A 26,359-nucleotide genomic window follows, 5' to 3' on the forward strand; every position below is an offset into this window, starting at 1 on the left:
GCTTGCCCGCGAAGGGGCCATCCCCGACTACGAATAGCGCAGAGCGTGCGCCGGCTCGATCTTCGCCGCCCGATACGCCGGGTACAGCGTTGCCAGAAAGCTGAGAATAAACCCGGCCGAACAGATCAAGAGCACATCCCCCGCCTGCAACTGCGATGGCAGATTACTGACGAAATACACGTCGGAACTGAAGATATGCTGCCCGCTGACGCGCTCGATCCAGCCCACCATCTGGCTGACATTCAACGCCGCGATCACCCCCAGCACGCCACCGATCAAGGTCCCGACAATCCCGATCACCGTGCCCTGAACCATGAAGATCGCCATGATCTGCCGTGGCGTGGCGCCGATGGTGCGCAGAATCGCGATGTCCGCGCCCTTGTCGTTCACCACCATGATCAGGGTCGCGATGATATTGAACGCCGCCACCGCGACGATCATCAGCAACAACAAGCCGATCATGGTCTTTTCCATCTTCATGGCACTGAACAGACTGCCCTGGGTGTGGGTCCAGTCATCGGCCTTGAAATCGCTGCCCAGGCTCGCGGCGATATCCGCGGACACCTGCGGCGCCGCATACAGGTCCTTCATCGCCAGCCGCACGCTCTGCACCTGGTTCGGCTGCCAATGCTGGATATCCGCCGCGTCGCTCATATGAATCAGCGCCATGGAACCATCCAGCTCGGCACCGACCTTGAACACCCCGACCACATTCAGGCGTTGCAGGCGCGGAGTAATACCGCCAGGCTCGGTGCTGGGTTCCGGAACGATCAGGGTCAGCTTGTCGCCAACATTCACCCGGAAGCGCCGCGCGGTGATTTCACCGATCACCACCCCGAACTCACCCGGCCTCAGATCTTCCAGGCGGCCCTGGACAATATGCTGGGCCACAATCGACACCTGGCCTTCCAGGGCTGGATCGACGCCACTGATCTGGATCGGCTGCATCGAACCCTTGTAGGAGAGCATGCCGTCCATTTCGGTAAAGGGCACCGCCGCCGTCACTTCAGGATTCTTCAGCGCTGCCGCGGCCACCGGCTGCCAGTCGTCGACAGGCTTGACGCCGACGATGGTGGCATGGGGCACCATGCCGAGGATCCGCGAACTCATTTCCTTCTGGAAACCGTTCATCACCGACAACACCACGATCATCGCCAACACGCCCAGGGCGAGGCCGATCATCGAGGTCATCGAGATAAAAGAGACAAAACGGTTGCGGCGCTTGGCGCGGGTATAGCGCGTGCCGATGAAAATCGATAACGGTCTGAACATTCGCTGGCCACCGTAGAAAAATAATCGACCCGACACCCGCGCAATTCAACGGGTGCAGGTCCTGGCGAATCAGATAGCGACGAGTTTCCCGTCTTCCAGGTGCAACACGCGATCCATCTGCCGGGCCAGGCTCATGTCATGGGTCACCACCAGGAACGCCGTGCGCATCGAGGTGCTGAGCTCCAGCATCAGGTCCTGGATGCCCTGGGCAGTGTGGTGGTCGAGGTTGCCGGTGGGTTCGTCGAGCATCACCAGTCCCGGCTTGTTCACCAGGGCCCGGGCAATCGCCACGCGTTGGCGTTCGCCACCGGACAGTTCCGCCGGTTTGTGCTCCAGGCGGTGGCCGAGGCCGACCCGCCCCAGCAACGCCGTGGCGCGCTGACGCGCCTCGGGAATCGCGGTGCGTCCGATCAACAGCGGCATGCAGACGTTCTCCAGCGCGGTGAATTCGGGCAGCAGGTGGTGGAACTGATAGACGAAGCCCAGCGAGCGGTTGCGCAGCAGGCCACGGGCTTTCTCGCCAAGGGCGGAAAGCTCCTCGCCGGCCAGCCAGACGCTGCCCTGGGACGGTGTATCGAGGCCGCCGAGGAGGTTGAGCAAGGTACTTTTGCCCGAACCCGAGCTACCGACGATCGCCACCCGCTCACCGGCGTGCAGCTCCAGTTGCAGTCCCGACAGGACCACCACCGATTCCGGGCCTTCCTCGTAGGACTTGCCCAGGTTGCGGCAACTCAGCACTGCTTTTTCACTCATGCCCAACTCACTCATAACGTAGCGCCTCCGCAGGCTGGGTGCGCGCCGCACGCCAGGCTGGATACAAGGTGGCGAGGAAACTCAGGAGCAATGCCGCGCCGCAGACCATCAACACATCCTCGGCCATCAATTGGGACGGCAGGTAGTCGATGAAGTACACGTCGGCATTGAGAAACTTGTGCCCGATCAGGCGCTCGAGGACGGCAATCGCGGCGCTGACGTTCAGCGCCGCAAGAATCCCGACCACCGCGCCGATCAGCGTACCGATCACCCCGATCACAGTGCCCTGGACCATGAAGATCGCCATGATCTGTCCGGGCGTGGAGCCCAGGGTGCGCAGAATGGCGATATCACCCTTCTTGTCGTTCACCACCATCACCAGGGTCGAGATGATGTTGAACGCCGCCACTGCCACGATCAGCAACAACAACAGGCCGATCATGGCCTTTTCCATCTTGATCGCCTGGTACAGGTTGCCGTGGGTGCGGGTCCAGTCACGGGCGTAGTAATGACCATCGCCCAGTTGCTGGGCAATTTCCCAGGCCGTGCGTGGTGCCTGGAACAGGTCGTCGAACTTCAGGCGCAGGCCCTGGACCTGGTCCGGCTTCCAGCGGTGCAGGCGCGCCAGGTCGTCGAGGTTGGTCAGGCCCAGGTAGCCGTCCAGCTCACCGGCGCCAACATGGAAGATACCGACCACGGTAAAGCGCTTCATCCGCGGAAACATGCCCGCCGGGGTCACCGTGACTTCCGGGGCGACGAAGGTCAGCTTGTCGCCGAGTCCGACGCCCAGCTTGGTCGCGGCCTTGTCGCCGATGACGATGCCAAAACTGCCTGGGGTCAACCCGTCGAGCTGGCCCTGCTGCATGAACTGGTCAATGATCGAGACCTTGCGCTCCTGCGCCGGATCGATGGCATTGAGGATCACCTTCTGCACCTGGCCGTTGTTGGTCAACAAGCCCTGCATCTGGGTGAACGGCGCGACCGCCAGCACTTTCGGGTTCTTCAGGACCTTGTCGGCCAGCGCCGGCCAATTGCTGATCGGCTCGTCGGACTCGATGGTCGCGTGGGGCACCATGCCCAGCACGCGGGTGCGCATCTCATGATCGAAACCGTTCATCACCGAGAGCACCACGATCATCACGACCACGCCAAGCGCGAGTCCGATCATCGAAGTCAGGGAAATGAAAGAGACAAAATGATTGCGACGCTTTGCACGGGTATAACGCGTGCCGATAAATACGAAGAGTGGTCTGAACATGTCGGGGCTTGTTCGGAGGAAAAGAAGACGTCCTTGTGGCGAGGTAGGGTCAGCAGCTTTACACTCAGACCATCACCTCTGCCCTGGGTTCGCCATGTCGACATTAGATGAAGAAGATCGCCGCGAATACTACCGTATCGAGGACACGATCGCACTGGAAATCAGCCCCTTGTCCGCCCCCGACGCGGCGAACAAGGAAGTGTTACAAGATGCTTCGCCGCTCTTCAACCTGCTGAGCGAACTGCACCTGAGCGAATTCGAGTCCCAGCACCTGCTGCGCCAGGTCAGCGAGCGCGATCGAACCCTGACGGCCTTCCTCAAGGCCCAGAACAAGCGTATCGACCTGCTGAGCCAGGTGATGGCCTATTCGGTCCTGGGCGAGTTCGGCGAACCGCAACGAGTGACCCTGTCCGAAGGTGGCCTGGAGTTCGAGCATCATATCGCCTACCCCGCCGGCAGCCACCTGGCGGTCAAGATGGTATTGATGCCCCAGGCGCTCGGGCTGTTGCTGCGGGCTCAGGTGACCCATTGCGCGCCCCGCCACTTCGGCACCTTCGACATCGGCGCCGAGTTCGAAGCATTGACCGATGCCCAACGCCAGTTGCTGGCGCGGCATATCTTGCAGAAACAGGCGCAGGAGCGACGCCTGGCCCGGGAACAGAACGGCCCCGAGGCCACTTGAAGCCGGCGACTGAAACCACCCTACCGTCTTAACCTTGCAACAACATTTTCCCCCTGAAGGAGCAGTCGTGACTCTGATTTATGGCCATCGTGGCGCCAAAGGTGAAGCACCGGAAAACACCCTGACCAGTTTCCAGGAATGTCTCAAGCACGGCGTACGCCGTTGCGAACTGGACCTGCACCTGTCCATGGACGGTGAGTTGATGGTCATCCATGACCCAACCCTCAAGCGCACCACCGACCGCCGTGGCAAGGTGGTCGAGCATTCCGCCGCCGAACTGGTGACCTATGACGCGCGCCAGGGCGGTCCGGGCTGGATCAAGCCTTGCCCGATTCCACGTCTGGACGAGTTGTTCGAACAGTGCGATTTCGAGCATTGGCAACTGGAAGTCAAGAGCGCCTCGCGCACCCGAGCAGCGACCACCGTGCTCGCGATCCGCGAAATGGCCCAACGTTTCGGCCTGCTGGACAAGGTCACCGTCACCTCCAGCTCGCGGGAAGTGCTCAAGGCGGCCCTGGAACTGACCCCGGACCTGTCACGCGGGCTGGTAGCCGAATACGCCTGGCTCGACCCGTTGAAGGTCGCCCAGAGTTATGGCTGCGAGATCCTGGCATTGAACTGGACACTCTGCACCCCGGAACGCCTGATCAAGGCCCAGCGCCAGGGTCTGCATGTGTCGGTGTGGACGGTCAACGAACCCGCGCTGATGCGCAGGCTCGCCGACTTCGGCGTCGATAGCCTGATTACAGACTTTCCCGGTTTGGCCACGGCCACACTTGGGAAAGGCTGAAATCGGTCTCCCCGGCCGGCTCAGGCCACCGGCCGGAGCCGCTCAAAAAAGCCGGTTGAGACCATCGTAAGCAGCTACCCGATAGGCTTCGGCCATGGTCGGGTAGTTGAACGTGGTGTTGACGAAGTACTTCAGGGTGTTGTTCTCGCCCGGCTGGTTCATGATCGCCTGACCGATGTGCACGATCTCCGATGCCTGATAGCCGAAGCAGTGCACACCCAGCACTTCCAGGGTTTCACGGTGGAACAGGATCTTCAGCATGCCTTGCGGCTCGCCGGCGATCTGCGCCCGGGCCATGCTCTTGAAGAACGCCTTGCCCACTTCGTAGGGCACCTTGGCCCGGGTCAACTCTTGTTCGTTCTTGCCGATCGAGCTGATCTCCGGAATGGTGTAGATCCCGGTTGGCACGTCATTGACGAAACGCCAGCTGCCATTGTCGACAATGCTGCCCGCCGCCGAACGCCCCTGGTCATGGGCGGCACTGGCCAGGCTCGGCCAACCGATCACATCGCCGGCGCCGTAGATGTTCGGCACACAGGTACGATAGTTCTCGTCGACTTCGATCTGGCCGCGGCTGTTGACCTTGACCCCGATATTTTCCATGCCCAGCTTATCGGTGTTGCCGGTACGGCCGTTGCACCAGAGCAAGGCGTCGGCCTTGATCTTCTTGCCGGACTTGAGGTGCAGGATCACCCCGTTGTCCAGGCCTTCGACCCGGTCGTACTCCTCGTTGTGGCGCACGGTGATGTTGTTGTTGCTGAAGTGGTAGCTCAACGCCTGGGAAATCTCCGAGTCGAGGAAGCTGAGCAACTGGTCGCGGTTGTCCACCAATTCCACCAGCACCCCGAGACCACTGAAGATCGAGGCATATTCGCAACCGATGACACCGGCCCCGTAGATGATCAGTTTGCGCGGCGTGTGGCCGAGGCTGAGGATGGTGTCGCTATCGTAGATACGCGGGTGATGGAAATCGATATCGGCCGGACGATACGGGCGCGAGCCGGTGGCGATGATGATGTGCTTGGCCACCAGTTTCTCGACCACCCCGTTGGAGCAGACCACTTCGATGGTCTGCTCATCGGCGAAGCTGCCTGTGCCGAAGAACAGGTCGACGCGGTTGCGGGCGTAAAAGCCGGTGCGCGAAGCGACCTGCTTGGCGATGACCTTCTCCGCGCTTTTCAGCACGTCCGGAAAGGAAAACCAGCGTGGCTCACCAATGGCCCGAAACATCGGGTTGGTGTTGAACTGCATGATCTGCCGGACCGAGTGACGCAAGGCCTTGGACGGGATGGTCCCCAGGTGGGTGCAGTTACCGCCGACCTGGCGACGGCTGTCGACCATCGCCACCTTGCGCCCCGCTTTCGCGGCGTTCATTGCCGCGCCTTCACCAGCCGGGCCGGAACCCAGTACCACTACGTCGTAGTTGTAGACAGCCATGCGTACTCCTCAGAACAGGCCGAGGCACCCCTCTGGCACCTGCGGCTAAATCATGTCGCGGCCAGCGACATGAAGGATCAAATCTCGGTGTGCAGTCTATAGAAGCTTCAACGCCGCGCACATTAACCCTTGGTCGCGTCGTAGGCCAGCTTTGCCTGCACTACATGTTATGCCCGTCACCCGTGACCAGGCGTTCGAACGCCTGGTTTGTCCGTGTCACGAAACCTGTATCGGCACGCATCACAAAAAATGCGCCGATGTTGTGTTTCTCCGCGTACTCCCAGCCGCGCTCGGGACCCAGTATCAGCAGCAGGGTCGAGAGGCCGTCGGCCATCAGCGTCGACGGATGAATCACCGTGACCGACGCCAGATTATGGGTAATCGGCGCGCCGGTCAGGGCGTCGAAGGTATGGGAATAGCGTTTGCCGCCCTGTTCGAAATAATTACGGTAGTCGCCCGAGGTGGAGACCCCATAACCATCCAGGGCGATGATCCGTTGCGCCACTTGTTCGTCGTCCCGTGGCACCTCCAGGGCGATCCGCCAAGGGCTGCCATCGGGCTTCTTGCCCACGGCCTTCAGTTCACCAGTGGCGTCGGCGAGAAAGCTGTCGAGGCCCATCGCTTTCAACCGAGCGACGATACGGTCCACCGTGTAACCCGCCGCGATGCTGTTGAAGTCCACCTCCACCGCGGCATCCTTGCACAACTGGTCGCCGTCGATACGCAGGTACCGGTGTCCGACGCGCTGGCGCACCTCGGCCAGTTGCGCCGCGTCCGGCACCTTCTCTTCGCGCCCCTGCGGGCCAAAACCCCAGAGGTTCATCAACGGCTCGACCGTCAGATCATAGGCACCGTCGCTGTCCTGCGACAGCTGTTCACCGACCCGGACCAATTCCAGGATCGCCGCTGGCATGACCTGGCAACTGTGGGCCGGCAGCTCGTTGAAGCGCGCGATCAGCGAGTCACCGCGATAGGTCGACATCTGCCGGTCGACCTCGGCCAGGATCGCCTCGACCTCAGGCTGAACCTCGGCGACCGCCGGGCCACCGGCATGCCGGATATACTGGATGGAATAGGTACTGCCCATGGTCGGGCCGCCGAACTGCTCCAGCGAGTCGGCGTTGCCGCAAGCGCCGAGCAAGGCCAAAAAACCACCCAGCACCAGGGTTCGTAACAAAGACGCGCTAGCGTGTAGATTTGGCATAGTTTCAGGGAAGGCTCTTTTCGAGATTGGCCATTATGCGTCAGACAACCAGCGGCTTATTACCGATCTTCTCACCAGCCTGGGCCAGCCCTGCCAAACACCTGCGGGAAGCCCTCTAGATCAAGGGTTATGCCACTTAGCCAGCAAGCTAGGTTTTTTGTTGCCTGATGACGCTATTACACATATCGTTACAAAGCTGTCCTGCCAGCGTGCGTATGCCTGAACGGTTCAGTGAGGACGAGCAGAGACGACGGATTGCTTATAAGACAGATAAAGCGAGTGGACAAAAATGGCCTCAAATACAGGCAAGGGCAAGGCGATTTTTCGCGTTGTCAGCGGCAACTTCCTTGAGATGTTCGACTTCATGGTTTATGGCTTTTATGCCACGGCCATCGCTAAAACCTTTTTCCCCAACGACAGCGCTTTTGCGTCCCTGATGCTCTCGCTGGCTACCTTCGGTGCCGGCTTCCTGATGCGCCCGCTGGGTGCAATCTTCCTCGGTGCCTACATCGACCGTCACGGCCGTCGCCAAGGCCTGATCATCACCCTGGCCCTGATGGCCGCGGGTACGGTACTGATTGCCTGCGTGCCGGGGTATGCGACCCTGGGTGTCGCGGCACCGCTGCTGGTCCTGCTCGGCCGTTTGCTGCAGGGCTTCTCCGCCGGCGTGGAACTGGGCGGTGTCTCGGTGTACCTGGCCGAGATCTCGACGCCGGGTCGCAAGGGCTTCTTCGTCAGCTGGCAATCTGCTAGCCAACAGGCCGCGGTGGTCTTCGCCGGTTTGCTGGGCGTGGGCCTCAACCATTGGCTGAGCCCAGAACAAATGGGTGACTGGGGCTGGCGCGTGCCGTTCCTGGTGGGCTGCATGATCGTTCCGGCGATTTTCATCATTCGCCGTTCGCTGGAAGAAACACCTGAGTTCCAGGCACGCAAACATCGTCCGAACCTGTCGGAAGTAATGCGTTCGATCGGTCAGAATTTCGGTCTGGTACTGGCAGGCACGGCCCTGGTGATCATGACCACCGTGTCCTTCTACCTGATCACCGCCTACACCCCGACCTTCGGTAAAGCCGAACTGCACCTGTCGGATTTCGACGCGCTGCTGGTGACCGTGTGCATCGGTATATCGAACTTCTTCTGGCTGCCGGTCATGGGTGCGCTGTCTGACAAAATCGGGCGCAAGCCGCTGCTGCTGGCGGCGACCATCCTGGCGATCCTTACTGCGTATCCGGTGTTGTCCTGGCTGGTATCGGCGCCGAGCTTCAGTCACCTGCTGATTGCCTTGCTGTGGCTGTCGTTCCTCTACGGCTCCTACAACGGTGCCATGGTGGTGGCCCTGACCGAGATCATGCCGGTCGAAGTGCGGACCACCGGTTTCTCCCTGGCCTACAGTCTGGCGACGGCGACCTTCGGTGGCTTTACCCCGGCGGTCTGTACCTACCTGATCCACGTACTGGACAACAAGGCGGCACCCGGCATCTGGCTCAGTGCCGCAGCGGTACTCGGGTTGATCGCGACCCTGGTGTTGTTCCGTGGCAACAAGCATGAACTGCGCACCGCGCAGATGGCCGTGTCCAGCCGCGGCTGAGCAGACGCCTTCACCCGCCGGCAAACGCCCGCAATGCAGGCGCTTGCCGGTCACCTCTCGCGCGGCACGGACGCCGCGCGGCGGTTTGCCAAGGACTCTCCGCGCCCATCACGACCCCGGTTTTGGCGGTTCCGCCCGCTGCTCACCGGCGACCTTCAAGGACTGGCTCCACCCCCCTCCCAGAGCTTTGTACAGGTTCACCTGATTGATCTCCCGCGCCAACTCCAGTTGCGACCATTTCTGCTGCGCCTCGAATAGCGAGCGATGGGCATCCATCGTCGAGAAGTAGCTGTCCATACCCGCCTCGAAACGCAATCGCGACTGGCGATAGGCCTCCTGATAATCCTCCACCAGACGCTTCTGCGCCGCCACCTGGGTGAGCATCTCCTGACGCGCATTGAGCGCATCGGCGGCTTCGCGAAAGGCATTCTGCACCGTCGCTTCATAGGCCGCGGCCCGACCATCGAATCGCGCGTGCGCACCATCCACCTGAGCCCGTCGGGCACCGCCATCGATCAGGGTCACGGAACCACTCAGGGCGGCCGACCAGAACTGCGCCGGGGCGCTGAGCAAGCGGGAAAAATCGCCGCTCAGGCTGCCCAGTGCCGAAGTCAGGGAAAAGGTCGGGAAGTAGGCGCTACGCGCTGCGCCAATGTCCGCATTGGCCGCTCGCAGCAAGGCTTCGGCCGCCATGATGTCAGGGCGGCGCGTCATCAGTGACGAAGGCAGCCCGGCCGGCACATCGGCGGTGGCCAGGGACTCGCCCAGCACCCCGCTGGGCAATAACGCCGCCGGCACCGGCTGCCCGACCAGAACCCGCAGTGCGTTCATGTTCTGCGCCACTTGCATGCGATAGGTATTGATCTGCACCGCCGCGGTATTGGTTTGCGCATCGGCCTGATGCACATCGATCTGCGCGCTGGAACCCAGGTTGTAGCTCTTGCGCAGCAACTGCCCGTAGTTGTTCTGGGTCTCGTAGGTGGTTTGGGCCAGATCCAGCAGGTTCTGGCTGGCCTTGAGGCTCAACCAGGTGCTGGCAACCTCGCCGATCAGCGCCAACCGAGCCGTCTGATAGTCCGCCTCGGAGGCTTCGAAACGAGCACCGGCGGCGCTTCTCTGGCTGCGTATGCGCCCGAACAGATCCAGCTCGTAGGAGGTGAAGCCGGCTGTCGCCTGGAAGGTGTTGGCGATACTGCCCGCGCTGTCGCCACCGCCCGGCGTGCGCACCAGCGGCGGCAACTTGCTGCGTCCAGCGTAGGTATCGATACCGATCGAGGGAAACAACCCTGACTGTGCGCCGGCATAGCCGGCCCGGGCCTCTTCCACGCTGGCGGCGAACTGACGCAGACCGCGATTGTTCTCCAGTGCCAGCTCGATCAGGCTACGCAGCCGCTGATCGACGATAAACCCATGCCAATCGTGATCGAACGCCTCCCTGGCCGCACAGCAGGAGCCTGTCGAGCTGGCCGGCCACTGCTCGTCGATCGGCGCATCGGGCTTTTTGTAGGACGGGTCCAGTGAACAAGCGCTGAGCAGCAACAACGACAGCAGACAAGTAGAAGGTACGCAACGGTTCATGATCCACCTCTATCAACGCATGCCCAACAAGGCCCGCAAGGGTGAAACCAGGGCATCCCACAGGCCACCACGGGCCCCGGCCACCCGTGACAGGGGCTGTTTGCGCAAACGCACAGCCGCTCGATAACTTGGTAGCGCGTCATATGACGGTAGCCTGGATGGCCGAGAGAAAGACGGCCGTGAACGGCGCTCGCCCAGCAGCGAACGGCGCAACAAAGTGCCAAAGGCCATGGCCGGCTCGGCCTGGCTGGCCACATTGACGCTGGCATCACTGAACAGCCGGGCGATAAGGCGCTGGCGCAGCCGTTCATCGAGGTCGACAAAACGCACCCCCAGACGCTCATTGCCCTGGTTGCGCATGACCTCGACCTCAAGCCAACCGAGCGAGCGGATCCACAATTGGCCACGCACACCTGGTTTGATCAAGGCGGCCAAGGTGCAAGACAAGGACGCCCCGCTGACCGAAACATCCACCAGACGCCCGGCAAAGGTTTTCGTCCCCAGGCGCAAGCCAGTGGCTTCATCGAAGGGAAAGCGTTCTTCGCCATGCAGCCGCGGCCGGTCAACGCAGGCCACCAGCGTCGCCAGGTTGTAGATCAGCGCGACCACGGTCCAGCACAGGTTGAACAGCATGTTGCCGTCAAAGGCCGCGGCCGTGGCAATGGCGGTGAACGCGCCCACCTGGGAAAACAGGATCAACGCCAGAAAGAACCCGAACAGCTTCCAGTGGATCAGCGTACGGGTCCGATCGAGGCCCTTGGCGGTCACCTTGAAGGGGCGGCCGAACGGACGAATCATTGCACTGGCAATCGTCGCGGTGACCGCCAGGGACGCGACGATCTGCGTGACTTCGGTGAACACCGGCAAGGTTCGACGTGCCGTGACCCAGGTGCCATACCCCCAGAAGGCGATCAGTGCCGGCATGCCGAAGGCCAGGAAGTCCACGGGTTTGGCATAGAACCCGGCAATGCCGAAGTACCAGTAGAGCACCGGTGACACCAGCAGCATCAGGATGAAGGGCTTGGAGAACCAGTGCATCAGGCCGTGCAGATAGTGCACGCGATCATTGAGACGGTAGCCACTGCCACGCAGCGGCCCCTCCTTCAACAGCGCGACCTGCAGGGTTCCCAGACACCAGCGCGCGCGCTGGTTGATGTATTCGGTCAAGCCCTCCGCCGACAAGCCAATGGACAGCCGTTCGTTGAGCCAGCGGGTCACGTAGCCTTGTTGCAGCAAGCGGCAGGTGGTGTAGATGTCCTCGCAGACCGAGCCGGTGGGAAAACCGCCGATGCGGGTAATCAGGTCGCGTCGCACCACAAAGGAGGTGCCTACGCAAAACGCCGCGTCCCAGCCGTCCTTCGCCGGCTGGAAGACATCGAAGAAGACTCGCTGCTCGTCCACCCAGCAGTCGGAGGAGCCAAGGTTGTGCTGGATCGGATCCGGGTTGTAGTAGAACTGCGGCGTCTGCACCAGGCCCACCCGTGGGTCATCGAACAACCCCAGGATGCGCATCAGGATCGGTTGCTGGGCGGCGAAGTCGGCGTCCAGCACCAGGATGTACGGCGCATTGCTGCTGGCGGCCGACTGGCGTAGCCCATTGTTCAGATTGCCGGCCTTGGCATGGGTATTGTCCGCACGCCGGGCATACTGCACCCCGGCCTCGGCGCAATACTCTCGCAACCAGTCGCGCCGGGTATCGTCCAGCACCCAGACGGTGAAATTGGGGTAATCGATGGCCTGGGCGGCAATAATGGTCTTCTCGAGGATCTCCAGGCCTTCGTTGTAGGTGGCGATAAACACATCCACCGCCGGCACGTCGTGCCCGGCCGCCCGTAAACGGCGCTCGCCAGCATCGGCACTGGCCCGATGATCGCTACGACCGAGCATGACGATAATGGAAAACAGCGTGTAACCAATGGCCATCAGCTCGAAAAACAGAAAGCTGTAGGCCCATACCGTGGCAAATCCGCCATGCCCGTCGGGCAAGGTATCGCGGATGCGCCAAGCGGCGTAATTGATCAGCAGCAAGGCGGTGATGGCACCAAAACCAGCTCGGGCCCCCCATTGCTCACGCCGGGTCAGGCAACTGAAAAGAATGACCACCGCCAGGGTCCAGAAATTGATTTGCAGCAGTTGCAACGAGTCCAGTGCCTGCATGTCAGTTCGCCTCCTGGGCGCCGGTAAAAGGGTTGACGCCGGTGGCCGCAATAGCGGCCCATGCCGTGGCGCCCAGATGAGGCAGGTGGTAGTAGAAAAAATCGTTGCGCGGCGAGTCCGGGCCGATGGCCAGCCCGGTGCTGATTTGCGCCTGCGGCGTCGCGAAGAGCCAACCGTGGCTGGCCTGCAACGCCAGTAACACCTGCCACAAGGGTTGGGCCCGGTCGGGCAGGCCACTCAGGCGCGCCACCGCCGCGGCCTGGGCGGTGCCCTCGGTCCAGACGCCGTCGGGATTGCGGTTGAACCCATAGCCGTCGGCGAAACGGTGGCTTTGATCGATAAAGGCAAATACCCGACGCCAGTCCTGCGGTGGATCGGGAACCGCCAGCAACGGCCAGAGCTGCGCATCCAGCCCTGAGCGCTGGCGATCCGACGTCCGGCCGTCTTCGCCCGTACCAATCAGGAAGCGCCCCTCACGGTCATCCCACTGGCTTTGCACGAAGCGCAGGGCAACCTGCGCCTGCAGCCGGGCATCCGGGTCCGCCGCCAGGCGGTCGAGTGCGGTCCAGGCGGCCATCAGATCGACATTGTGCTCGGTGGACTTCCAGCCTTGCCGAACCTGCCGGTTGAGGTAGCCATAGACGCCACCGCTGAAGCCCAGGGGTACCTGGGTGTCGTAGGTGTTCTGCTGGACCCAGTGCAGCACCCGGCGTGCCGCTGCAAGATAAGCCGGCTCGGCGGTCTGGCGGAACGCCTCGAGCAGCGCCAGCGCCCCCCAGGCCTGATTGCCGGTGGCACTGCTGACCTGATAGGCATCCTGACTCCAGGCGTTGCGCTCGGCACTCCAATACCCCGACAAGCCCATGGCCTGGCCCTTGATGGGACCGGCCGCATAGGCATTGCGCAAGCGCCCGTCGCCGTACTCGGGGTCATGCTCCACGGCGAACGCCAGGGCATCGGCCAGCCGGCGAGCGGACTGCGCCTTGCCACAGGCAAACAAGGCGATGCTGGCCAGAGCGTTGTCATAGGTGAAGGCCACCCCCCGCAGGGCCAGTATTGCCGGAGGCTGTCCGTCCAGGGCCGGATAGCTGGCCAGCAGCACCGGGTCGGTCCCCGGATAGGCCCGTGTCGCCTGCTCCAATGCCGCACAGGTGTCCGTCGCCAGTTGCACCCGAGCCGGCACCGCCCAGGCCAACGGCCCGACGCCCAGCAGCAACCCGCCGAGCGCCCAGGCCACGCCGCGCCCGCGGCTCATTTCCCCACAACCTCGGCGGAAGCCCAGAGCCCGGGCTTGCACACCATGCTTCGTTGCCTGTCACTGAGACTCGCGGCAAAGGTGGCGACCACATACACCGAGTTCTGCTCGGCGTAGGGGAAAGGCACGCTGTACGTTCCCGGCTGCAGGTCGGATGAGTGGGACAACAGTTGCTCGACCTTGGCAATCAGCGGCTCGTCCAGGCCACGGATGCTCACCTTCAGCACCGTGTCACGATCGATTTTGCTCGCCACACGCTCGGGAAACACCGCGATGACGTAACTTTGCTCACAATTGGTCGCGCGTACCAGGGTCGAGCCGGCGCGCACCAGCGTACCTTGGGGCGCCACCACCTCCTGGACCGTCCCGGCGGAATAAGCCACCACGTCATAGCCGGACATCAGCTTGATCCGGCTGTTTTCCGCCTCGATCAACCCGTCGAGCTTTTGCAGTTCCTGCTGCACCGTGGAGCGGTTGCGCTCCTGATTGTCCAGGCTCAGCTTCAAGGTGACCAGATGCGAGCTGAGGTCGAACATACGCAACTGGTCAGGGTCCAGGTAGACCTGCTGATTGGCCGCGCTCAGATCGCCATTACTGATACCCAACTGCGACCTGACTGTCTCCGCAGCGCCCTGCAACGAGGCCAACTGGGCTTTCGACGAGTCGACCAAGGCATTGCTCACCGCGCCCTGGCGGAACAACTCGAGATTGCGCTCCACCGTTTCCTCAGCCTCTTTCAAACGCGCGTTGGCGGCGAAATTTTCGGCGCGCAGGGCTTTCTGGCCGAACAACTGGCGGGTACGGAAAGCCGACTGGTATTGCTGGCTGCTTTTCTCCAGCGCCAGGTAGTACTGCTGGTCGTGTTCGAACTGGCTGAGGGAAGACGACAGCTCCTGCTCCAGGCTCAAGCGCCGGGTTTGCAAGGTCAGCAAGGTGTCTTGATTAGCCCGGGGGTTTTCCACCACGGCCACCTTCTGTCCCTGGACAAAGGAGGTTCCCGACTTGATGTCGAGGGAACTCACGACACCATCGATGGGGGTCGTCAGCAAAATCACCGGCGCATTGAGAATGGCCCGAGTGGCCGACGTCGATAGCAACGGCATGAACAAGGTCGACAGCAGCAACCAGAGGATAAAGACCAGGATGCCCACACCCACCAGACGGGGTAACAGGGACAATGGAAAGTGCCTTTTGCGCTCTTCGGTCATGTCAGGTTCTCCCGATAGGACATGAAGACATTCATTCTCGACAAGCAGCCAATAGCCGCACGTTATCGTGAAAGGCATAAAGCAGTGTTACCAGCAAAGATGTCCCATCATCAGGCCACTACTTGACCCACCTGACTTAGTTGGTTTCTTAGTGTTGTGAGCAGGAATGATATTCCTGTCTTTTTGGAAGTTGGCATGCGCTCATAGTGACCACTTATCCACTATTTATGTTGCCTGTTTATTACCGAAAGGAATCTAACAACTTCACCCTTGCCTGATGGCTAAACGCAGGCATTTTGATAGCTATCGCTTGGAAAGCTTGGGCGTTGTCAGAGGCGACACTAAGTTCAGTCCTTTTCAGTGTCAAGCGCCAAAGTGCGAACAATTTAATGACGCCAATTATATAGCGCCTCAAAAAAATGGATCCATTAGATGGCCACTCTCAACAAGCGACCCGCAAGTAATTATTCTTTCTAGACTTTTTAATTCATCGAAAAATAAAATTAAAAATCCTTCTATATTAATATCGTTTCAACCCAACAACTTACCAGATGAAAGCGATATAAATCACCGCCTCATTCAGCACATCGAAACAGCCCTCGCGCGCCCTCTGTCACACACTTCGCCAATAAAAAAACGCCCCGACAAGTCGGGGCGTTTTCATGTGCGGCGAGTGCTTAGCGCGGGAACGCAGGTGGGTTGACCCCGGCCATGTCTTCCATCACGCGCACCACCTGGCAGCTGTAACCGAATTCGTTGTCGTACCAGACATACAGGACAACACGGTTATCGTTGCAGATGGTGGCTTCGGCATCGACCACGCCGGCGTGGCGCGAACCGACGAAGTCGGTGGAAACCACTTCCTGGGAATTGACGAAGTCGATCTGCTTGTGCAGATCCGAGTGCAGCGCCATGTAACGCAGGTACTCGTTCATCTCTTCGCGAGTGGTGGCTTTCTCGAGGTTCAGGTTGAGAATGGCCATCGACACGTTCGGCGTCGGCACACGGATGGCGTTGCCGGTCAGCTTGCCGGCCAGCTCAGGCAGGGCCTTGGCAGCAGCGGTGGCGGCACCGGTCTCGGTGATCACCATGTTCAGCGCGGCGCTACGGCCACGGCGATCGCCCTTGTGGAAGTTGTCGATCAGGTTCTGGTCGTTGGTGTACGAGTGAACCGTTTCAACGTGACCGTTGATGATCCCGAACTTGTCGTTGACGGCCTTGAGCACCGGCACGATGGCGTTGGTGGTGCAGGACGCCGCGGAAACGATCTTGTCGTCGGCGGTGATTTCGCCATGGTTGATACCGTGCACGATGTTCTTCAGCTTGCCCTTGCCCGGCGCGGTCAGGACCACGCGGTCGATACCCGGGCAGGCCAGGTGCTGACCCAGGCCGTCGGCGTCACGCCAGACACCGGTGTTGTCCACCAGCAGGGCATGCTTGATGCCGTACTGGGTGTAATCCACCTCGGTCGGGTTCTTCGCGTAGATGACCTGGATCAGGTTACCGTTGGCGGTGATGGTGTTGTTTTCTTCGTCGATGGTGATGGTGCCGTTGAAGGAACCGTGCACCGAGTCGCGACGCAGCAGGCTGGCGCGCTTGGTCAGGTCGTTCTCGGCGCCCTTGCGCACGACGATGGCACGCAGGCGCAGGCCGTCGCCGCCACCGGTTTTCTCGATCAGGATACGGGCCAACAGGCGACCGATACGACCGAAACCGTACAGCACCACGTCGGTGCCCTTGCGACCGGAAACGTTCTGCTGACCCACCACATCGGCGAGTTCTTCGCGAACGAACTGCTCGGCGCTACGGCCATTGCCTTGCGCCTTGAATTTCACGGCCAGCTTGCCCAGGTCCACCGAAGCGGCACCCAGTTTGAGCTCGCTCATCGCCTTGAGCAGCGGGAAAGTCTCGTGGACGGACAGTTCGACATCATCGCACTGACGATGGCGAGCAAAGCGGTGAGCCTTGAGAATCGCGATGACAGACTGGTTGATCAGGCTGCGGCCATAGATCGAACTCACCACATTGTTATTGCGGTAGAGCTGACCGATAAGCGGGATCATCGCTTCTGCAAGCGCTTCACGATCAATCCACTCACCAAGACACTGGTCGGGCTTCTGAGTCACGGGAACCTTCCACATGTAGGGGCTGAAAAAAGGGGCTACATTATGCCGCCGAGTGGCCCTGCGAGCAATGCGCGCCTGTCGTGCACAGGCCAAGAAAAAACCATTTGAAAAAAACGCCCCCCGCGCCAGCCCAGCAAATACGCGGCTTGCAGCAGGGCACGGAATGAGCGCTCATTGGCGACTTGTCCGTAACCCTCCAAAACATACACCCAATACGGCACTACATAATGGCTCGAAAAGCGCTATTTATTGTCATAGCCACTACATTTCCCTCAATGCGTAATAGAAACAGTCTGCAACTGACAGGCGGCACCCGGGACCGTTACAATTACCGACTTTGTCGCAACGCTTGGAGCTCAACCTTCCGTGCCCGTTCTGCGTCTACCGCTTCTCCCTGCCGCGGCAGGTAAACAGCACTGGGGCAATCTCCCCGGTGCCGCCCTGAGCCTGGCGATTGCCGAGGCTGCCAGCGCTGCCAAGCGCTTCACCCTGCTGCTGACCGCCGACAGCCAAAGCGCCGAGCGCCTGGAACAGGAGCTGAGTTTCTTCGCCCCCGACTTGCCGGTGCTGCATTTCCCGGACTGGGAGACCCTGCCCTACGACCTGTTTTCGCCGCACCAGGACATCATCTCCCAGCGTATCGCCAGCCTTTACCGGCTGCCGGAACTGGCGCATGGCGTGCTGGTGGTGCCGATCACCACCGCCCTGCACCGCCTGGCTCCGACCAAGTTCCTGCTGGGCAGCAGCCTGGTCCTGGACATCGGCCAGAAGCTCGATGTGGAGCAGATGCGCACACGGCTGGAGGCCACGGGTTATCGTTGCGTCGACACGGTCTACGAGCATGGCGAGTTCGCCGTGCGCGGCGCCCTGATCGACCTGTTCCCGATGGGCAGCAAGCTGCCATACCGCATCGACCTGTTCGACGACGAAATCGAGACACTGCGTACCTTCGATCCGGAAAACCAGCGTTCCATCGACAAGGTCGAGTCCGTGCGCCTGCTGCCGGCCAAGGAGTTCCCGCTGCAGAAAGAGGCGGTGACCCGTTTCAAGTCGCGTTTTCGCGAGCGTTTCGATGTCGACTTCCGCCGCTGCCCGATCTTCCAGGACCTGAACAGCGGGATTACCCCCGCCGGTATCGAGTACTACCTGCCGCTGTTCTTCGAGGAAACCTCGACCCTGTTCGACTACCTGCCCCAGGACACCCAGGTGTTCTCCCTGCCGGGTATCGAGCAGGCGGCGGAAAACTTCTGGAACGATGTGCGCAACCGCTACGAAGAGCGCCGCGTCGACCCGACAAGACCGCTGCTGCCACCGGCCGAACTGTTCCTGCCGGTGGAAGACTGCTTCGCCCGCCTGAAAAGCTGGCCGCGGGTGGTCGCCAGCCAGCAGGACGTGGAAACCGGCATCGGCCGTGAACGCTTCGCCGCCCGCGAACTGCCGAACCTGGCCATCGAGGCCAAGGCCAACCAGCCGCTGGCGGCACTCTCCGCGTTCCTCGATGAGTTTCCTGGCCGCGTGCTGTTCACCGCCGAATCCGCCGGGCGCCGGGAAGTCCTGCTGGAACTGCTCGAACGCCTGAAGCTGCGGCCCAAGACCGTCGACAGCTGGCCGGACTTCGCCGCTGGCCAGGAGCGCCTGGCGATCACCATCGCGCCGCTGGACGAAGGCCTGGTGCTGGACGATCCGGCCCTGGCGCTGATTGCTGAAAGCCCGCTGTTCGGTCAGCGTGTGATGCAGCGCCGGCGCCGGGAAAAACGCGCCGACGCCAACAACGACGCGGTGATCAAGAACCTCACCGAACTGCGCGAAGGCGCGCCGGTGGTGCATATCGACCACGGTGTCGGCCGCTACCTGGGCCTGGCGACCCTGGAGATCGACAACCAGGTCGCCGAATTCCTCACCCTGGCCTACGCCGAGGGCGCCAAGCTCTACGTGCCGGTGGCCAACCTGCACCTGATCGCCCGCTACACCGGCAGCGACGACGCCCTCGCCCCGCTGCATCGCCTGGGTTCGGAAATCTGGCAGAAGGCCAAGCGAAAAGCCGCCGAACAGGTGCGCGACGTCGCCGCCGAACTGCTCGACATCTATGCCCGTCGCGCCGCCCGCGAAGGTTATGCGTTCGCCGATCCGAAGGCCGACTACGCGACCTTCAGTGCCGGCTTTCCGTTCGAGGAAACCCCGGACCAGCAGACCACCATCGAAGCGGTGCGCGCCGACATGCTGGCGCCCAAGCCGATGGACCGCCTGGTCTGCGGCGACGTTGGCTTCGGCAAGACCGAGGTGGCCATGCGCGCGGCCTTTATCGCCGTGCATGGCGGCAAACAGGTGGCGATCCTGGTACCCACCACCCTGCTCGCCCAGCAACACTACAACAGCTTTCGCGACCGCTTCGCCGACTGGCCGGTGACGGTCGAAGTAATGAGTCGCTTCAAGTCCACCAAGGAAGTCAACGCCGCGGTGGCGGACCTCGCCGAGGGCAAGATCGATATCGTCATCGGCACCCACAAGCTGCTGCAGGACGATGTGAAGATCAAGAACCTGGGCCTGGTGATCATCGACGAAGAGCACCGTTTCGGCGTGCGCCAGAAAGAACAGCTCAAGGCCCTGCGCAGCGAAGTCGACATCCTCACCCTGACCGCCACGCCGATTCCGCGCACGCTGAACATGGCCGTGTCGGGCATGCGCGACCTCTCAATCATCGCCACCCCGCCGGCGCGCCGGCTGTCGGTGCGCACCTTCGTCATGGAGCAGAACAAGAGCACGGTCAAGGAAGCCTTGCTCCGCGAGCTGCTGCGCGGCGGCCAGGTCTACTACCTGCACAACGATGTGAAGACCATCGAGAAATGCGCCGCCGACCTCGCCGAACTGGTGCCGGAAGCGCGTATCGGCATCGGCCACGGGCAGATGCGCGAGCGCGACCTCGAACAGGTGATGAGCGACTTCTACCACAAGCGCTTCAACGTGCTGATCGCCTCGACCATCATCGAGACCGGCATCGACGTGCCGAGCGCCAATACCATCATCATCGAGCGCGCCGACAAGTTCGGCCTGGCCCAGTTGCACCAGTTGCGCGGCCGGGTCGGGCGCAGTCACCACCAAGCCTATGCCTACCTGTTAACCCCGGGGCGCCAGCAGATCACTCCCGACGCGGAAAAGCGCCTGGAAGCCATCGCCAATACCCAGGACCTCGGTGCCGGCTTCGTGCTCGCCACCAACGACCTGGAAATCCGCGGGGCCGGCGAACTGTTGGGCGACGGCCAGAGCGGACAGATCCAGGCGGTGGGTTTCACCCTCTACATGGAAATGCTCGAGCGCGCGGTCAAAGCCATTCGCAAGGGCGAGCAACCCAACCTCGACCAGCCCCTGGGCGGTGGTCCGGAAATCAACCTGCGCCTGCCGGCGCTGATTCCCGAAGACTATCTGCCCGACGTGCACGCCCGGCTGATCCTCTACAAACGCATCGCCTCGGCAACCGACGAAGAGGGCCTCAAGGACCTGCAAGTGGAGATGATCGACCGTTTCGGCCTGCTGCCGGAACCGACCAAGAACCTGGTGCGCCTGACCCTGCTCAAACTGCAGGCCGAGCAGCTTGGGATCAAGAAGGTCGACGGTGGTCCGCAAGGCGGGCGCATCGAGTTCGCCGCGGACACCCCGGTCGATCCGCTGGCGCTGATCAAGTTGATCCAGGGCCAACCCAACCGCTACAAATTCGAAGGCGCCACCCTGTTCAAGTTCATGGTACCGATGGAACGTGCGGAAGAACGCTTTAATACACTGGAGGCGCTGTTCGAGCGCCTCGCCCCGAAAACTGCCTGAAGGACGCCGTATGCGCCTGATACCCTCGCTGGCCTTGTTGTTGGTCCTGATCGCTCCCGCGGCACTGGCCGACGAGTTGTATCAGGTCGAAATGATCCTGATCCGGCAGAACCTCGAGCAACCCTTCCAGAGCCAGCCGGCGCCCGAGGATTGGGCCAAGGGGGCCAAACCGCTCACCGCCGACCAGGAGCGCACCCCCAGCCTCAACGACATGACTGCCAAGCTCGGCGCCAGCGGCAACTACGAGGTGCTGCTGCACAAGGCCTGGCAACAGACCCTGGGCGACCAGCCGAGCATGGTGTCGATCACCGAAGGCCAGGAACAGTTCGGCCAGTTCCCGGTGCAGGGCACGCTGAGTCTCACCCTCAAGCGCTTCACCGACGTGCAGGCGCAGTTCTGGGTCAACCAGTTCGACAACAACGGCGTGGTCAGCGCCAGCGAACGCCTGAACCAGACCAGCCAGACCAAGAACGGCCAACTGAATTTCCTTGATGCCGGCCATCTCGCCCTGCTGCTCAAGGTGACCTCACTCGCCGCATCGAAACGCGAAGCGCCGTCACAGAATCTCGACCAGTGAACGTCCGATGCCCTCGTCCCTGACGCCCACCCTGACGAAACCGCTCGCCGCGTCCTGGGTCAGTCGCTTCAAGGAACAGAGCCTGGAACGGGGCCGGCGCTACGCCCTGGAAAACCGCGTGAGGATCGTCCAGGCCGGTGACAGCACCATTACCGCCAGTTGCGAAGGCTCCGGCGGTAATACCTACCGTCAGACCATTCACCTGCGCGAGTCTGCCAAAGGCACGCTGTTGGTGATCGACGCCACTTGCACCTGCCCGGTGCGCAACTGCTGCAAGCACACCGCCGCAGTGCTGCTGCAAGTCCAGGAAACCCTGGCCTACCCTGCCGCGGAAAAGGACGCCGAGCTGCTGCAAAAACTCCAGGCCGTGCTCGATGCGCGCACGCCGGCGCCCTTGCCGCAACAGCGTATCGACGACCTGATGCCAGTGCCGCGACTGTGGCTGGCAAGCATCGAATTCAGCGCCTTCGAGCCGCGCAACGGGCGCATGCAGCGCTATATCCAGCACCGCGCGGCCCTGTCCTTCGACTACCTGGGCGAATATGTCAGCGGGCAGAAAAACGCCGACATCATCCTGCGCCAGGAACACCAGAGCCTGCGTATCAAGCGCCAGCTCGAAGCGGAAAAGGCCTGCCGCGAACAGCTGCGCCTGCTCGGGTTCAAAATCGCCACGCGCCAGAGCAAGGCCCTGCCGGAAAGTGCTGGCGAGCTGTTCGAAATGGTCAATGACAGCGCCTGGCTGAACTTCACCCTCAACGAACTGCCCGGCCTGCGCGCCCAGGGCTGGCAACTGCAGATCGAGGAGGACTTCGGTTTCGACCTCAGCCCCGTGCAAGACTGGTACGCCACGGTCGACGAAGCCCCCGGGCGCGACTGGTTCGACCTGGAGCTTGGGATCATCGTCAATGGCGAGCGGCTGAGCCTGCTGCCGATCCTGCTGAATCTGGTGCGTTCGCATACCGAACTGCTCAACCCCGAACGCCTGGCCCGGCGCCGCGACGACGAACTGATCCTGGTGAATATCCCAGCCTCCCCCGGTGGCAACCACGGGCCGCTCCAGGTCGCCTTGCCCTATGGACGCCTGCGACCGGTGCTCAACACCCTGGGTGAGTTCTACCTCCAAGAACCCGGCACCACCCGTCTGCGCCTGCGCCATGCCGATGCGACCCGGCTCAATCCGCTGGATGAGCTGTCGTTGCTGTGGGAAGGTGGCGAACAGGTCCGTGGCTTCGCCCAGCGGCTGCGGGATATCCGCGATTACAGCGCGGCGATCCCCGAAGGCCTCAACGCCACATTGCGCCCTTACCAGCACGAGGGTCTGAGCTGGATGCAATCGCTCAGGCAACTGGAAGTCGGTGGTATCCTCGCCGATGACATGGGCTTGGGCAAAACCTTGCAGACCCTGGCGCATATCCTCAGCGAAAAGCTCGCCGGGCGCCTGGATCGCCCCTGCATGGTAGTGATGCCCACCAGCCTGATTCCCAACTGGCAGGACGAAGCCGCGCATTTCACCCCGCAGCTCAAGGTACTGGCGCTCTACGGGGCCGGACGCAAGAAGCATTTCGAGCAGTTGCAGGATTACGACCTGCTGCTCACCACCTACGCCCTGCTGCCCAAGGATATCGAACAGCTCAAGGCCCAGCCGCTGCACGTGCTGGTACTCGACGAGGCGCAGTACATCAAGAATCCCGGCAGCAAGGCCGCCCAGGCCGCCCGTGAACTGGACGCGCGGCAACGCCTGTGCCTGAGCGGCACCCCGCTGGAAAACCATCTGGGCGAGCTCTGGTCGCTGTTTCACTTCCTGCTGCCGGGCTGGCTGGGGGACGTGAAGAGTTTCAACCGCGATTACCGCACGCCGATCGAAAAACACGCCAGCGAAGTCCGCCTGCTGCACCTCAATGGCCGGATCAAACCCTTCCTGCTGCGGCGCACCAAGGAACAGGTGGCTACCGAGTTGCCACCCAAGACCGAGATCATCCACTGGGTCGAACTCAACGAGGCCCAGCGCGATGTCTACGAGACCATGCGTCTGGCCATGGATAAGAAGGTCCGCGCCGAGATTACCCGCAAGGGCGTGGCCCGCAGCCAGATCATTATCCTCGAGGCGCTGCTCAAGCTGCGCCAGGTCTGCTGCGACCTGCGCCTGGTCAACGACGCGCCCCTACCCGCACGCGGCAGCACCTCTGGCAAGCTCGACAGCCTGATGGAAATGCTCGAAGAGTTGTTCGACGAAGGTCGGCGGATCCTGTTGTTCTCGCAGTTCACCTCGATGCTGTCGCTGATCGAGGTCGAATTGCACAAGCGCGGGGTGGCTTATGCCCTGCTGACCGGACAGACCCGCGACCGGCGCACACCGGTCAAGGACTTCCAGAGCGGCAAGTTGCAGATTTTCCTGATCAGCCTCAAGGCCGGCGGCGTGGGGCTGAACCTCACCGAGGCCGACACAGTGATCCACTACGATCCGTGGTGGAACCCGGCCGCCGAACACCAGGCCACCGACCGCGCCTACCGGATCGGCCAGGAGAAGCCGGTGTTCGTCTACAAGATGATTGCCCGCGGCACGGTGGAGGAAAAGATCCAGCACCTGCAACAGGAAAAATCGGACCTGGCCGCCGGCGTGCTCGACGGTCGCCAGACCGGCGACTGGCAACTGCAGAACGACGACATCGAAGCCCTGTTCGCGCCGCTGCCGGACAAGAAAGCAGGTCGTTGAACGCGCCTGAGCCCAACGCTATTTCACCTTAGAACACCGAACCCATGTAGGAGCTGGCTTGCCAGCGATGGCGCCCGCGAGAACGATGCACGACTTGAGGGCCTCATCGCTGGCAAGCCAGCTCCTACAGGGATCCCGGTCTGCCTTTAGAGCCCCGACAGGACCCGCGCCAGGGTCGACTTCACCTGGCCCATGCCATCATGCAAGGCCTGCTCGATCTCGGCCATGGTGATCACTGCCGTCGACTTGCCCGCCGCCGGGTTCACCACCAATGCCAGGCAGGCATAGTCCAGTTCCAGCTCGCGAGCCAACGCGGCTTCCGGCATGCCGGTCATGCCAACGATATCGCAGCCATCACGTTCCAACCGGGCGATCTCGGCCACCGTCTCCAGGCGCGGCCCCTGGGTGCAGGCATAGACGCCATGGCTGCTATAGGCACAACCCTCGGCGGCCAATGCCGCAATCAGCCGCTCGCGCAGGCCTTCACTGTAGGGATAGCTGAAATCGATATGGGTGACCTGCTCCAGATCATCGGCAAAGTAGGTGTGCTGACGACCGCTGGTGTAATCGATCAACTGATGCGGCACGCAAAAATGCCCGGTGCCCATCGCCGCATGAATCCCGCCCACCGCGTTGACCGCCAGGATCGCCTCGGCGCCCGCCTGTTTCAGCGCCCAGAGGTTGGCCCGGTAGTTCACCTGATGCGGCGGAAAACGGTGCGGATGCCCATGACGTGCCAGGAACAGCACTTCACGCCCGGCGTATTCGCCGATCTGGATCTCTGCCGATGGGGCACCGTAGGGCGTGTCCAGCGCCAGGGACTGACGAATGCTCAAGCCTTCAAGCTGGGTCAGGCCCGTGCCACCGATAATTGCGTAAACCGTCATGCAAGCTTCCTCAGTCAATCAGTTGAGCGTCTTTGAGCGCCATGAGCGCCGTCAGCCAACGCGGGTCCTGGCGATAATCGGTGCGGGCGAACCCCTGGCCGCGCATCCGCGCAATGCGCGGCGACGGCCGGACCTTCAAGCGCTGGGCGGCACTCAGGGCCAGCTCGGCGGCGGCCCGGTCGTTGCACACCAGGCCCATGTCACAACCCGCGGATAAGGCCGCTTCGATCCGGCTGGCGGCATCGCCGACCACATGGGCACCGGCCATCGACAGGTCATCGCTGAAGATAACCCCGTCAAATTGCAATTCGCCACGCAGGATTTCCTGCAGCCAACGACGCGAGAAGCCGGCGGGTTGCGCATCGACCTGTGGATAAATCACATGGGCCGGCATCACCGCGGCGAGCTGCCGGCTCAGGCGGGCGAAAGGCAACAGGTCATTGGCGCGGATTTCATCCAGGCTGCGCTCGTCCGTGGGAATCGCCACGTGGGAGTCGGCTTCGGCCCAGCCATGACCGGGAAAATGCTTGCCGGTGGCGGCCATGCCGGCGCTGTTCATACCACGGATAAATGCTCCGGCGAGCAACGCCGCACGTTCGGGATCACCCTCGAAGGCACGGCTGCCGACCACGGCACTGCGTTGGTAGTCGAGGTCCAGGACCGGCGCGAAACTGAGGTCCAGGCCCGCCGCCAGCACCTCGGTCGCCATCAACCAGCCGCACTGCTCAGCCAGGTATTCGGCGTCCGGACTGTCGGCAAGAGCGCGCATCGCAGGCAAGCGCACAAAGCCCTGGCGCAAGCGCTGCACCCGCCCGCCTTCCTGGTCGACCGCCAGCAACAGGTCCGGGCGCACGGCGCGAATGGCCGCGCTCAGCTCGCGGACCTGACGCGGGTGCTCGATATTGCGCGCAAAGATGATCAACCCGCCGACTTGCGGCTGGCGCAACAACTGGCGATCTTCAGCCGTCAGCCAGGTACCGGCGACGTCCACCATCAGGGAGCCTTGCAGGGCAGTACTCATAGGGAATCCTTGGACAAAAGTGCCCATTGCCCTCCCG

Annotated in this window: 18 protein-coding genes; 6 read left to right on the forward strand and 12 right to left on the reverse strand. The window is 62.1% G+C overall.

Features of this window, described 5'->3' with window-relative positions:
- Window positions 1-27: 27 nt before the first annotated feature.
- From AC07VG_RS20115 to AC07VG_RS20125, 3 genes are all read right to left on the reverse strand, one after another.
- On the reverse strand, window positions 28-1,272 hold the full coding sequence (locus tag AC07VG_RS20115; RefSeq protein WP_495002714.1) for a lipoprotein-releasing ABC transporter permease subunit: 1,245 nt from the start codon (window positions 1,270-1,272) through the stop codon (window positions 28-30).
- 69 nt (window positions 1,273-1,341) lie between these two features.
- A complete protein-coding gene (gene lolD / locus AC07VG_RS20120) occupies window positions 1,342-2,025 on the reverse strand; it encodes a lipoprotein-releasing ABC transporter ATP-binding protein LolD (RefSeq protein WP_495002715.1) in 684 nt (227 codons plus the stop codon).
- A gap of 7 nt (window positions 2,026-2,032) precedes the next feature.
- Window positions 2,033-3,283 carry a lipoprotein-releasing ABC transporter permease subunit gene (locus AC07VG_RS20125; RefSeq protein WP_495021748.1) on the reverse strand — a complete coding sequence of 417 codons (1,251 nt, stop codon included), beginning with the start codon at window positions 3,281-3,283 and terminating at the stop codon, window positions 2,033-2,035.
- A gap of 94 nt (window positions 3,284-3,377) precedes the next feature.
- Between AC07VG_RS20125 and AC07VG_RS20130 the strand changes: the two genes are divergently transcribed.
- Both AC07VG_RS20130 and AC07VG_RS20135 read left to right on the forward strand, forming a co-directional pair.
- Window positions 3,378-3,965: a PilZ domain-containing protein gene (locus tag AC07VG_RS20130; protein WP_495021749.1), complete on the forward strand. Its 588-nt coding sequence runs from the start codon at window positions 3,378-3,380 to the stop codon at window positions 3,963-3,965.
- A gap of 67 nt (window positions 3,966-4,032) precedes the next feature.
- A complete protein-coding gene (locus tag AC07VG_RS20135) occupies window positions 4,033-4,755 on the forward strand; it encodes a glycerophosphodiester phosphodiesterase (protein ID WP_495002718.1) in 723 nt (240 codons plus the stop codon).
- Between the two features lie 42 nt (window positions 4,756-4,797).
- Here AC07VG_RS20135 and sthA read toward each other — a convergent pair whose 3' ends face one another.
- Both sthA and AC07VG_RS20145 read right to left on the reverse strand, forming a co-directional pair.
- A complete protein-coding gene (gene sthA, locus AC07VG_RS20140; protein WP_495021750.1) occupies window positions 4,798-6,192 on the reverse strand; it encodes a Si-specific NAD(P)(+) transhydrogenase in 1,395 nt (464 codons plus the stop codon).
- A gap of 160 nt (window positions 6,193-6,352) precedes the next feature.
- On the reverse strand, window positions 6,353-7,396 hold the full coding sequence (locus AC07VG_RS20145; protein ID WP_495021751.1) for an FAD:protein FMN transferase: 1,044 nt from the start codon (window positions 7,394-7,396) through the stop codon (window positions 6,353-6,355).
- A gap of 289 nt (window positions 7,397-7,685) precedes the next feature.
- Between AC07VG_RS20145 and AC07VG_RS20150 the strand changes: the two genes are divergently transcribed.
- Complete coding sequence (locus AC07VG_RS20150; protein ID WP_495002721.1) at window positions 7,686-8,984, forward strand: MFS transporter; 1,299 nt, start codon at window positions 7,686-7,688, stop codon at window positions 8,982-8,984.
- Between the two features lie 108 nt (window positions 8,985-9,092).
- Here AC07VG_RS20150 and AC07VG_RS20155 read toward each other — a convergent pair whose 3' ends face one another.
- The 5 genes from AC07VG_RS20155 to AC07VG_RS20175 form a co-directional block, all read right to left on the reverse strand.
- On the reverse strand, window positions 9,093-10,562 hold the full coding sequence (locus AC07VG_RS20155; protein ID WP_495002722.1) for an efflux transporter outer membrane subunit: 1,470 nt from the start codon (window positions 10,560-10,562) through the stop codon (window positions 9,093-9,095).
- Window positions 10,563-10,574: 12 nt separating this feature from the next.
- A complete protein-coding gene (locus AC07VG_RS20160) occupies window positions 10,575-12,719 on the reverse strand; it encodes a glycosyltransferase family 2 protein (protein ID WP_495021752.1) in 2,145 nt (714 codons plus the stop codon).
- 1 nt (window position 12,720) lies between these two features.
- The gene (locus AC07VG_RS20165; RefSeq protein ID WP_495021753.1) at window positions 12,721-13,974 is read right to left on the reverse strand and encodes a hypothetical protein; all 1,254 of its coding nucleotides are present in this window, start codon (window positions 13,972-13,974) and stop codon (window positions 12,721-12,723) included.
- The gene (locus AC07VG_RS20170; protein WP_495021754.1) at window positions 13,971-15,182 is read right to left on the reverse strand and encodes an HlyD family secretion protein; all 1,212 of its coding nucleotides are present in this window, start codon (window positions 15,180-15,182) and stop codon (window positions 13,971-13,973) included. The genes AC07VG_RS20165 and AC07VG_RS20170 overlap by 4 nt, the downstream gene beginning before the upstream one ends.
- A 677-nt stretch (window positions 15,183-15,859) precedes the next feature.
- Window positions 15,860-17,323, reverse strand: a complete 1,464-nt coding sequence (locus AC07VG_RS20175; RefSeq protein ID WP_495002726.1) for a glyceraldehyde-3-phosphate dehydrogenase — start codon at window positions 17,321-17,323, stop codon at window positions 15,860-15,862.
- 351 nt (window positions 17,324-17,674) lie between these two features.
- On the opposite strand from AC07VG_RS20175, the gene mfd reads away from it, so the two are divergent.
- Genes mfd through AC07VG_RS20190 form a run of 3 tightly spaced genes read left to right on the forward strand, consistent with a single transcriptional unit; the run spans window position 17,675 to window position 24,414 of the window.
- Entirely contained in the window at window positions 17,675-21,124 is a 3,450-nt protein-coding gene (gene mfd / locus AC07VG_RS20180) for a transcription-repair coupling factor (RefSeq protein WP_495002727.1), read from the forward strand.
- A 10-nt stretch (window positions 21,125-21,134) separates the two neighbouring features.
- Window positions 21,135-21,701 (forward strand): CsiV family protein, encoded by a 567-nt coding sequence (locus AC07VG_RS20185; protein WP_495002728.1) that lies wholly within the window; start codon window positions 21,135-21,137, stop codon window positions 21,699-21,701.
- 19 nt (window positions 21,702-21,720) lie between these two features.
- Window positions 21,721-24,414, forward strand: a complete 2,694-nt coding sequence (locus tag AC07VG_RS20190; RefSeq protein WP_495002736.1) for an SNF2-related protein — start codon at window positions 21,721-21,723, stop codon at window positions 24,412-24,414.
- Window positions 24,415-24,560: 146 nt separating this feature from the next.
- On the opposite strand, the gene AC07VG_RS20195 is transcribed toward AC07VG_RS20190, so the two are convergent.
- Together AC07VG_RS20195 and nagZ are read right to left on the reverse strand one after the other, a co-directional pair.
- On the reverse strand, window positions 24,561-25,301 hold the full coding sequence (locus AC07VG_RS20195) for an S-methyl-5'-thioinosine phosphorylase (RefSeq protein ID WP_495002729.1): 741 nt from the start codon (window positions 25,299-25,301) through the stop codon (window positions 24,561-24,563).
- 10 nt (window positions 25,302-25,311) lie between these two features.
- Window positions 25,312-26,310 (reverse strand): beta-N-acetylhexosaminidase, encoded by a 999-nt coding sequence (gene nagZ / locus AC07VG_RS20200; protein WP_495002737.1) that lies wholly within the window; start codon window positions 26,308-26,310, stop codon window positions 25,312-25,314.
- Window positions 26,311-26,359 lie beyond the last annotated feature (49 nt).

This window comes from Pseudomonas sp. GW821-FHT03C07 (assembly GCF_059420925.1).

Excerpts from the sequence above, each read along its gene's own strand:
- AC07VG_RS20165 (WP_495021753.1), bottom strand. The coding sequence starts at position 13,974 with ATGAGCCGCGGGCGCGGCGTGGCCTGGGCGCTCGGCGGGTTGCTGCTG.
- AC07VG_RS20170 (WP_495021754.1), bottom strand. The coding sequence starts at position 15,182 with ATGACCGAAGAGCGCAAAAGGCACTTTCCATTGTCCCTGTTACCCCGT.
- AC07VG_RS20115 (WP_495002714.1), bottom strand. The coding sequence starts at position 1,272 with ATGTTCAGACCGTTATCGATTTTCATCGGCACGCGCTATACCCGCGCC.
- AC07VG_RS20195 (WP_495002729.1), bottom strand. The coding sequence starts at position 25,301 with ATGACGGTTTACGCAATTATCGGTGGCACGGGCCTGACCCAGCTTGAA.
- AC07VG_RS20185 (WP_495002728.1), top strand. The coding sequence starts at position 21,135 with ATGCGCCTGATACCCTCGCTGGCCTTGTTGTTGGTCCTGATCGCTCCC.
- AC07VG_RS20125 (WP_495021748.1), bottom strand. The coding sequence starts at position 3,283 with ATGTTCAGACCACTCTTCGTATTTATCGGCACGCGTTATACCCGTGCA.
- AC07VG_RS20150 (WP_495002721.1), top strand. The coding sequence starts at position 7,686 with ATGGCCTCAAATACAGGCAAGGGCAAGGCGATTTTTCGCGTTGTCAGC.
- AC07VG_RS20145 (WP_495021751.1), bottom strand. The coding sequence starts at position 7,396 with ATGCCAAATCTACACGCTAGCGCGTCTTTGTTACGAACCCTGGTGCTG.
- AC07VG_RS20175 (WP_495002726.1), bottom strand. The coding sequence starts at position 17,323 with ATGTGGAAGGTTCCCGTGACTCAGAAGCCCGACCAGTGTCTTGGTGAG.
- AC07VG_RS20130 (WP_495021749.1), top strand. The coding sequence starts at position 3,378 with ATGTCGACATTAGATGAAGAAGATCGCCGCGAATACTACCGTATCGAG.
- AC07VG_RS20160 (WP_495021752.1), bottom strand. The coding sequence starts at position 12,719 with ATGCAGGCACTGGACTCGTTGCAACTGCTGCAAATCAATTTCTGGACC.
- AC07VG_RS20155 (WP_495002722.1), bottom strand. The coding sequence starts at position 10,562 with ATGAACCGTTGCGTACCTTCTACTTGTCTGCTGTCGTTGTTGCTGCTC.
- sthA (WP_495021750.1), bottom strand. The coding sequence starts at position 6,192 with ATGGCTGTCTACAACTACGACGTAGTGGTACTGGGTTCCGGCCCGGCT.
- lolD (WP_495002715.1), bottom strand. The coding sequence starts at position 2,025 with ATGAGTGAAAAAGCAGTGCTGAGTTGCCGCAACCTGGGCAAGTCCTAC.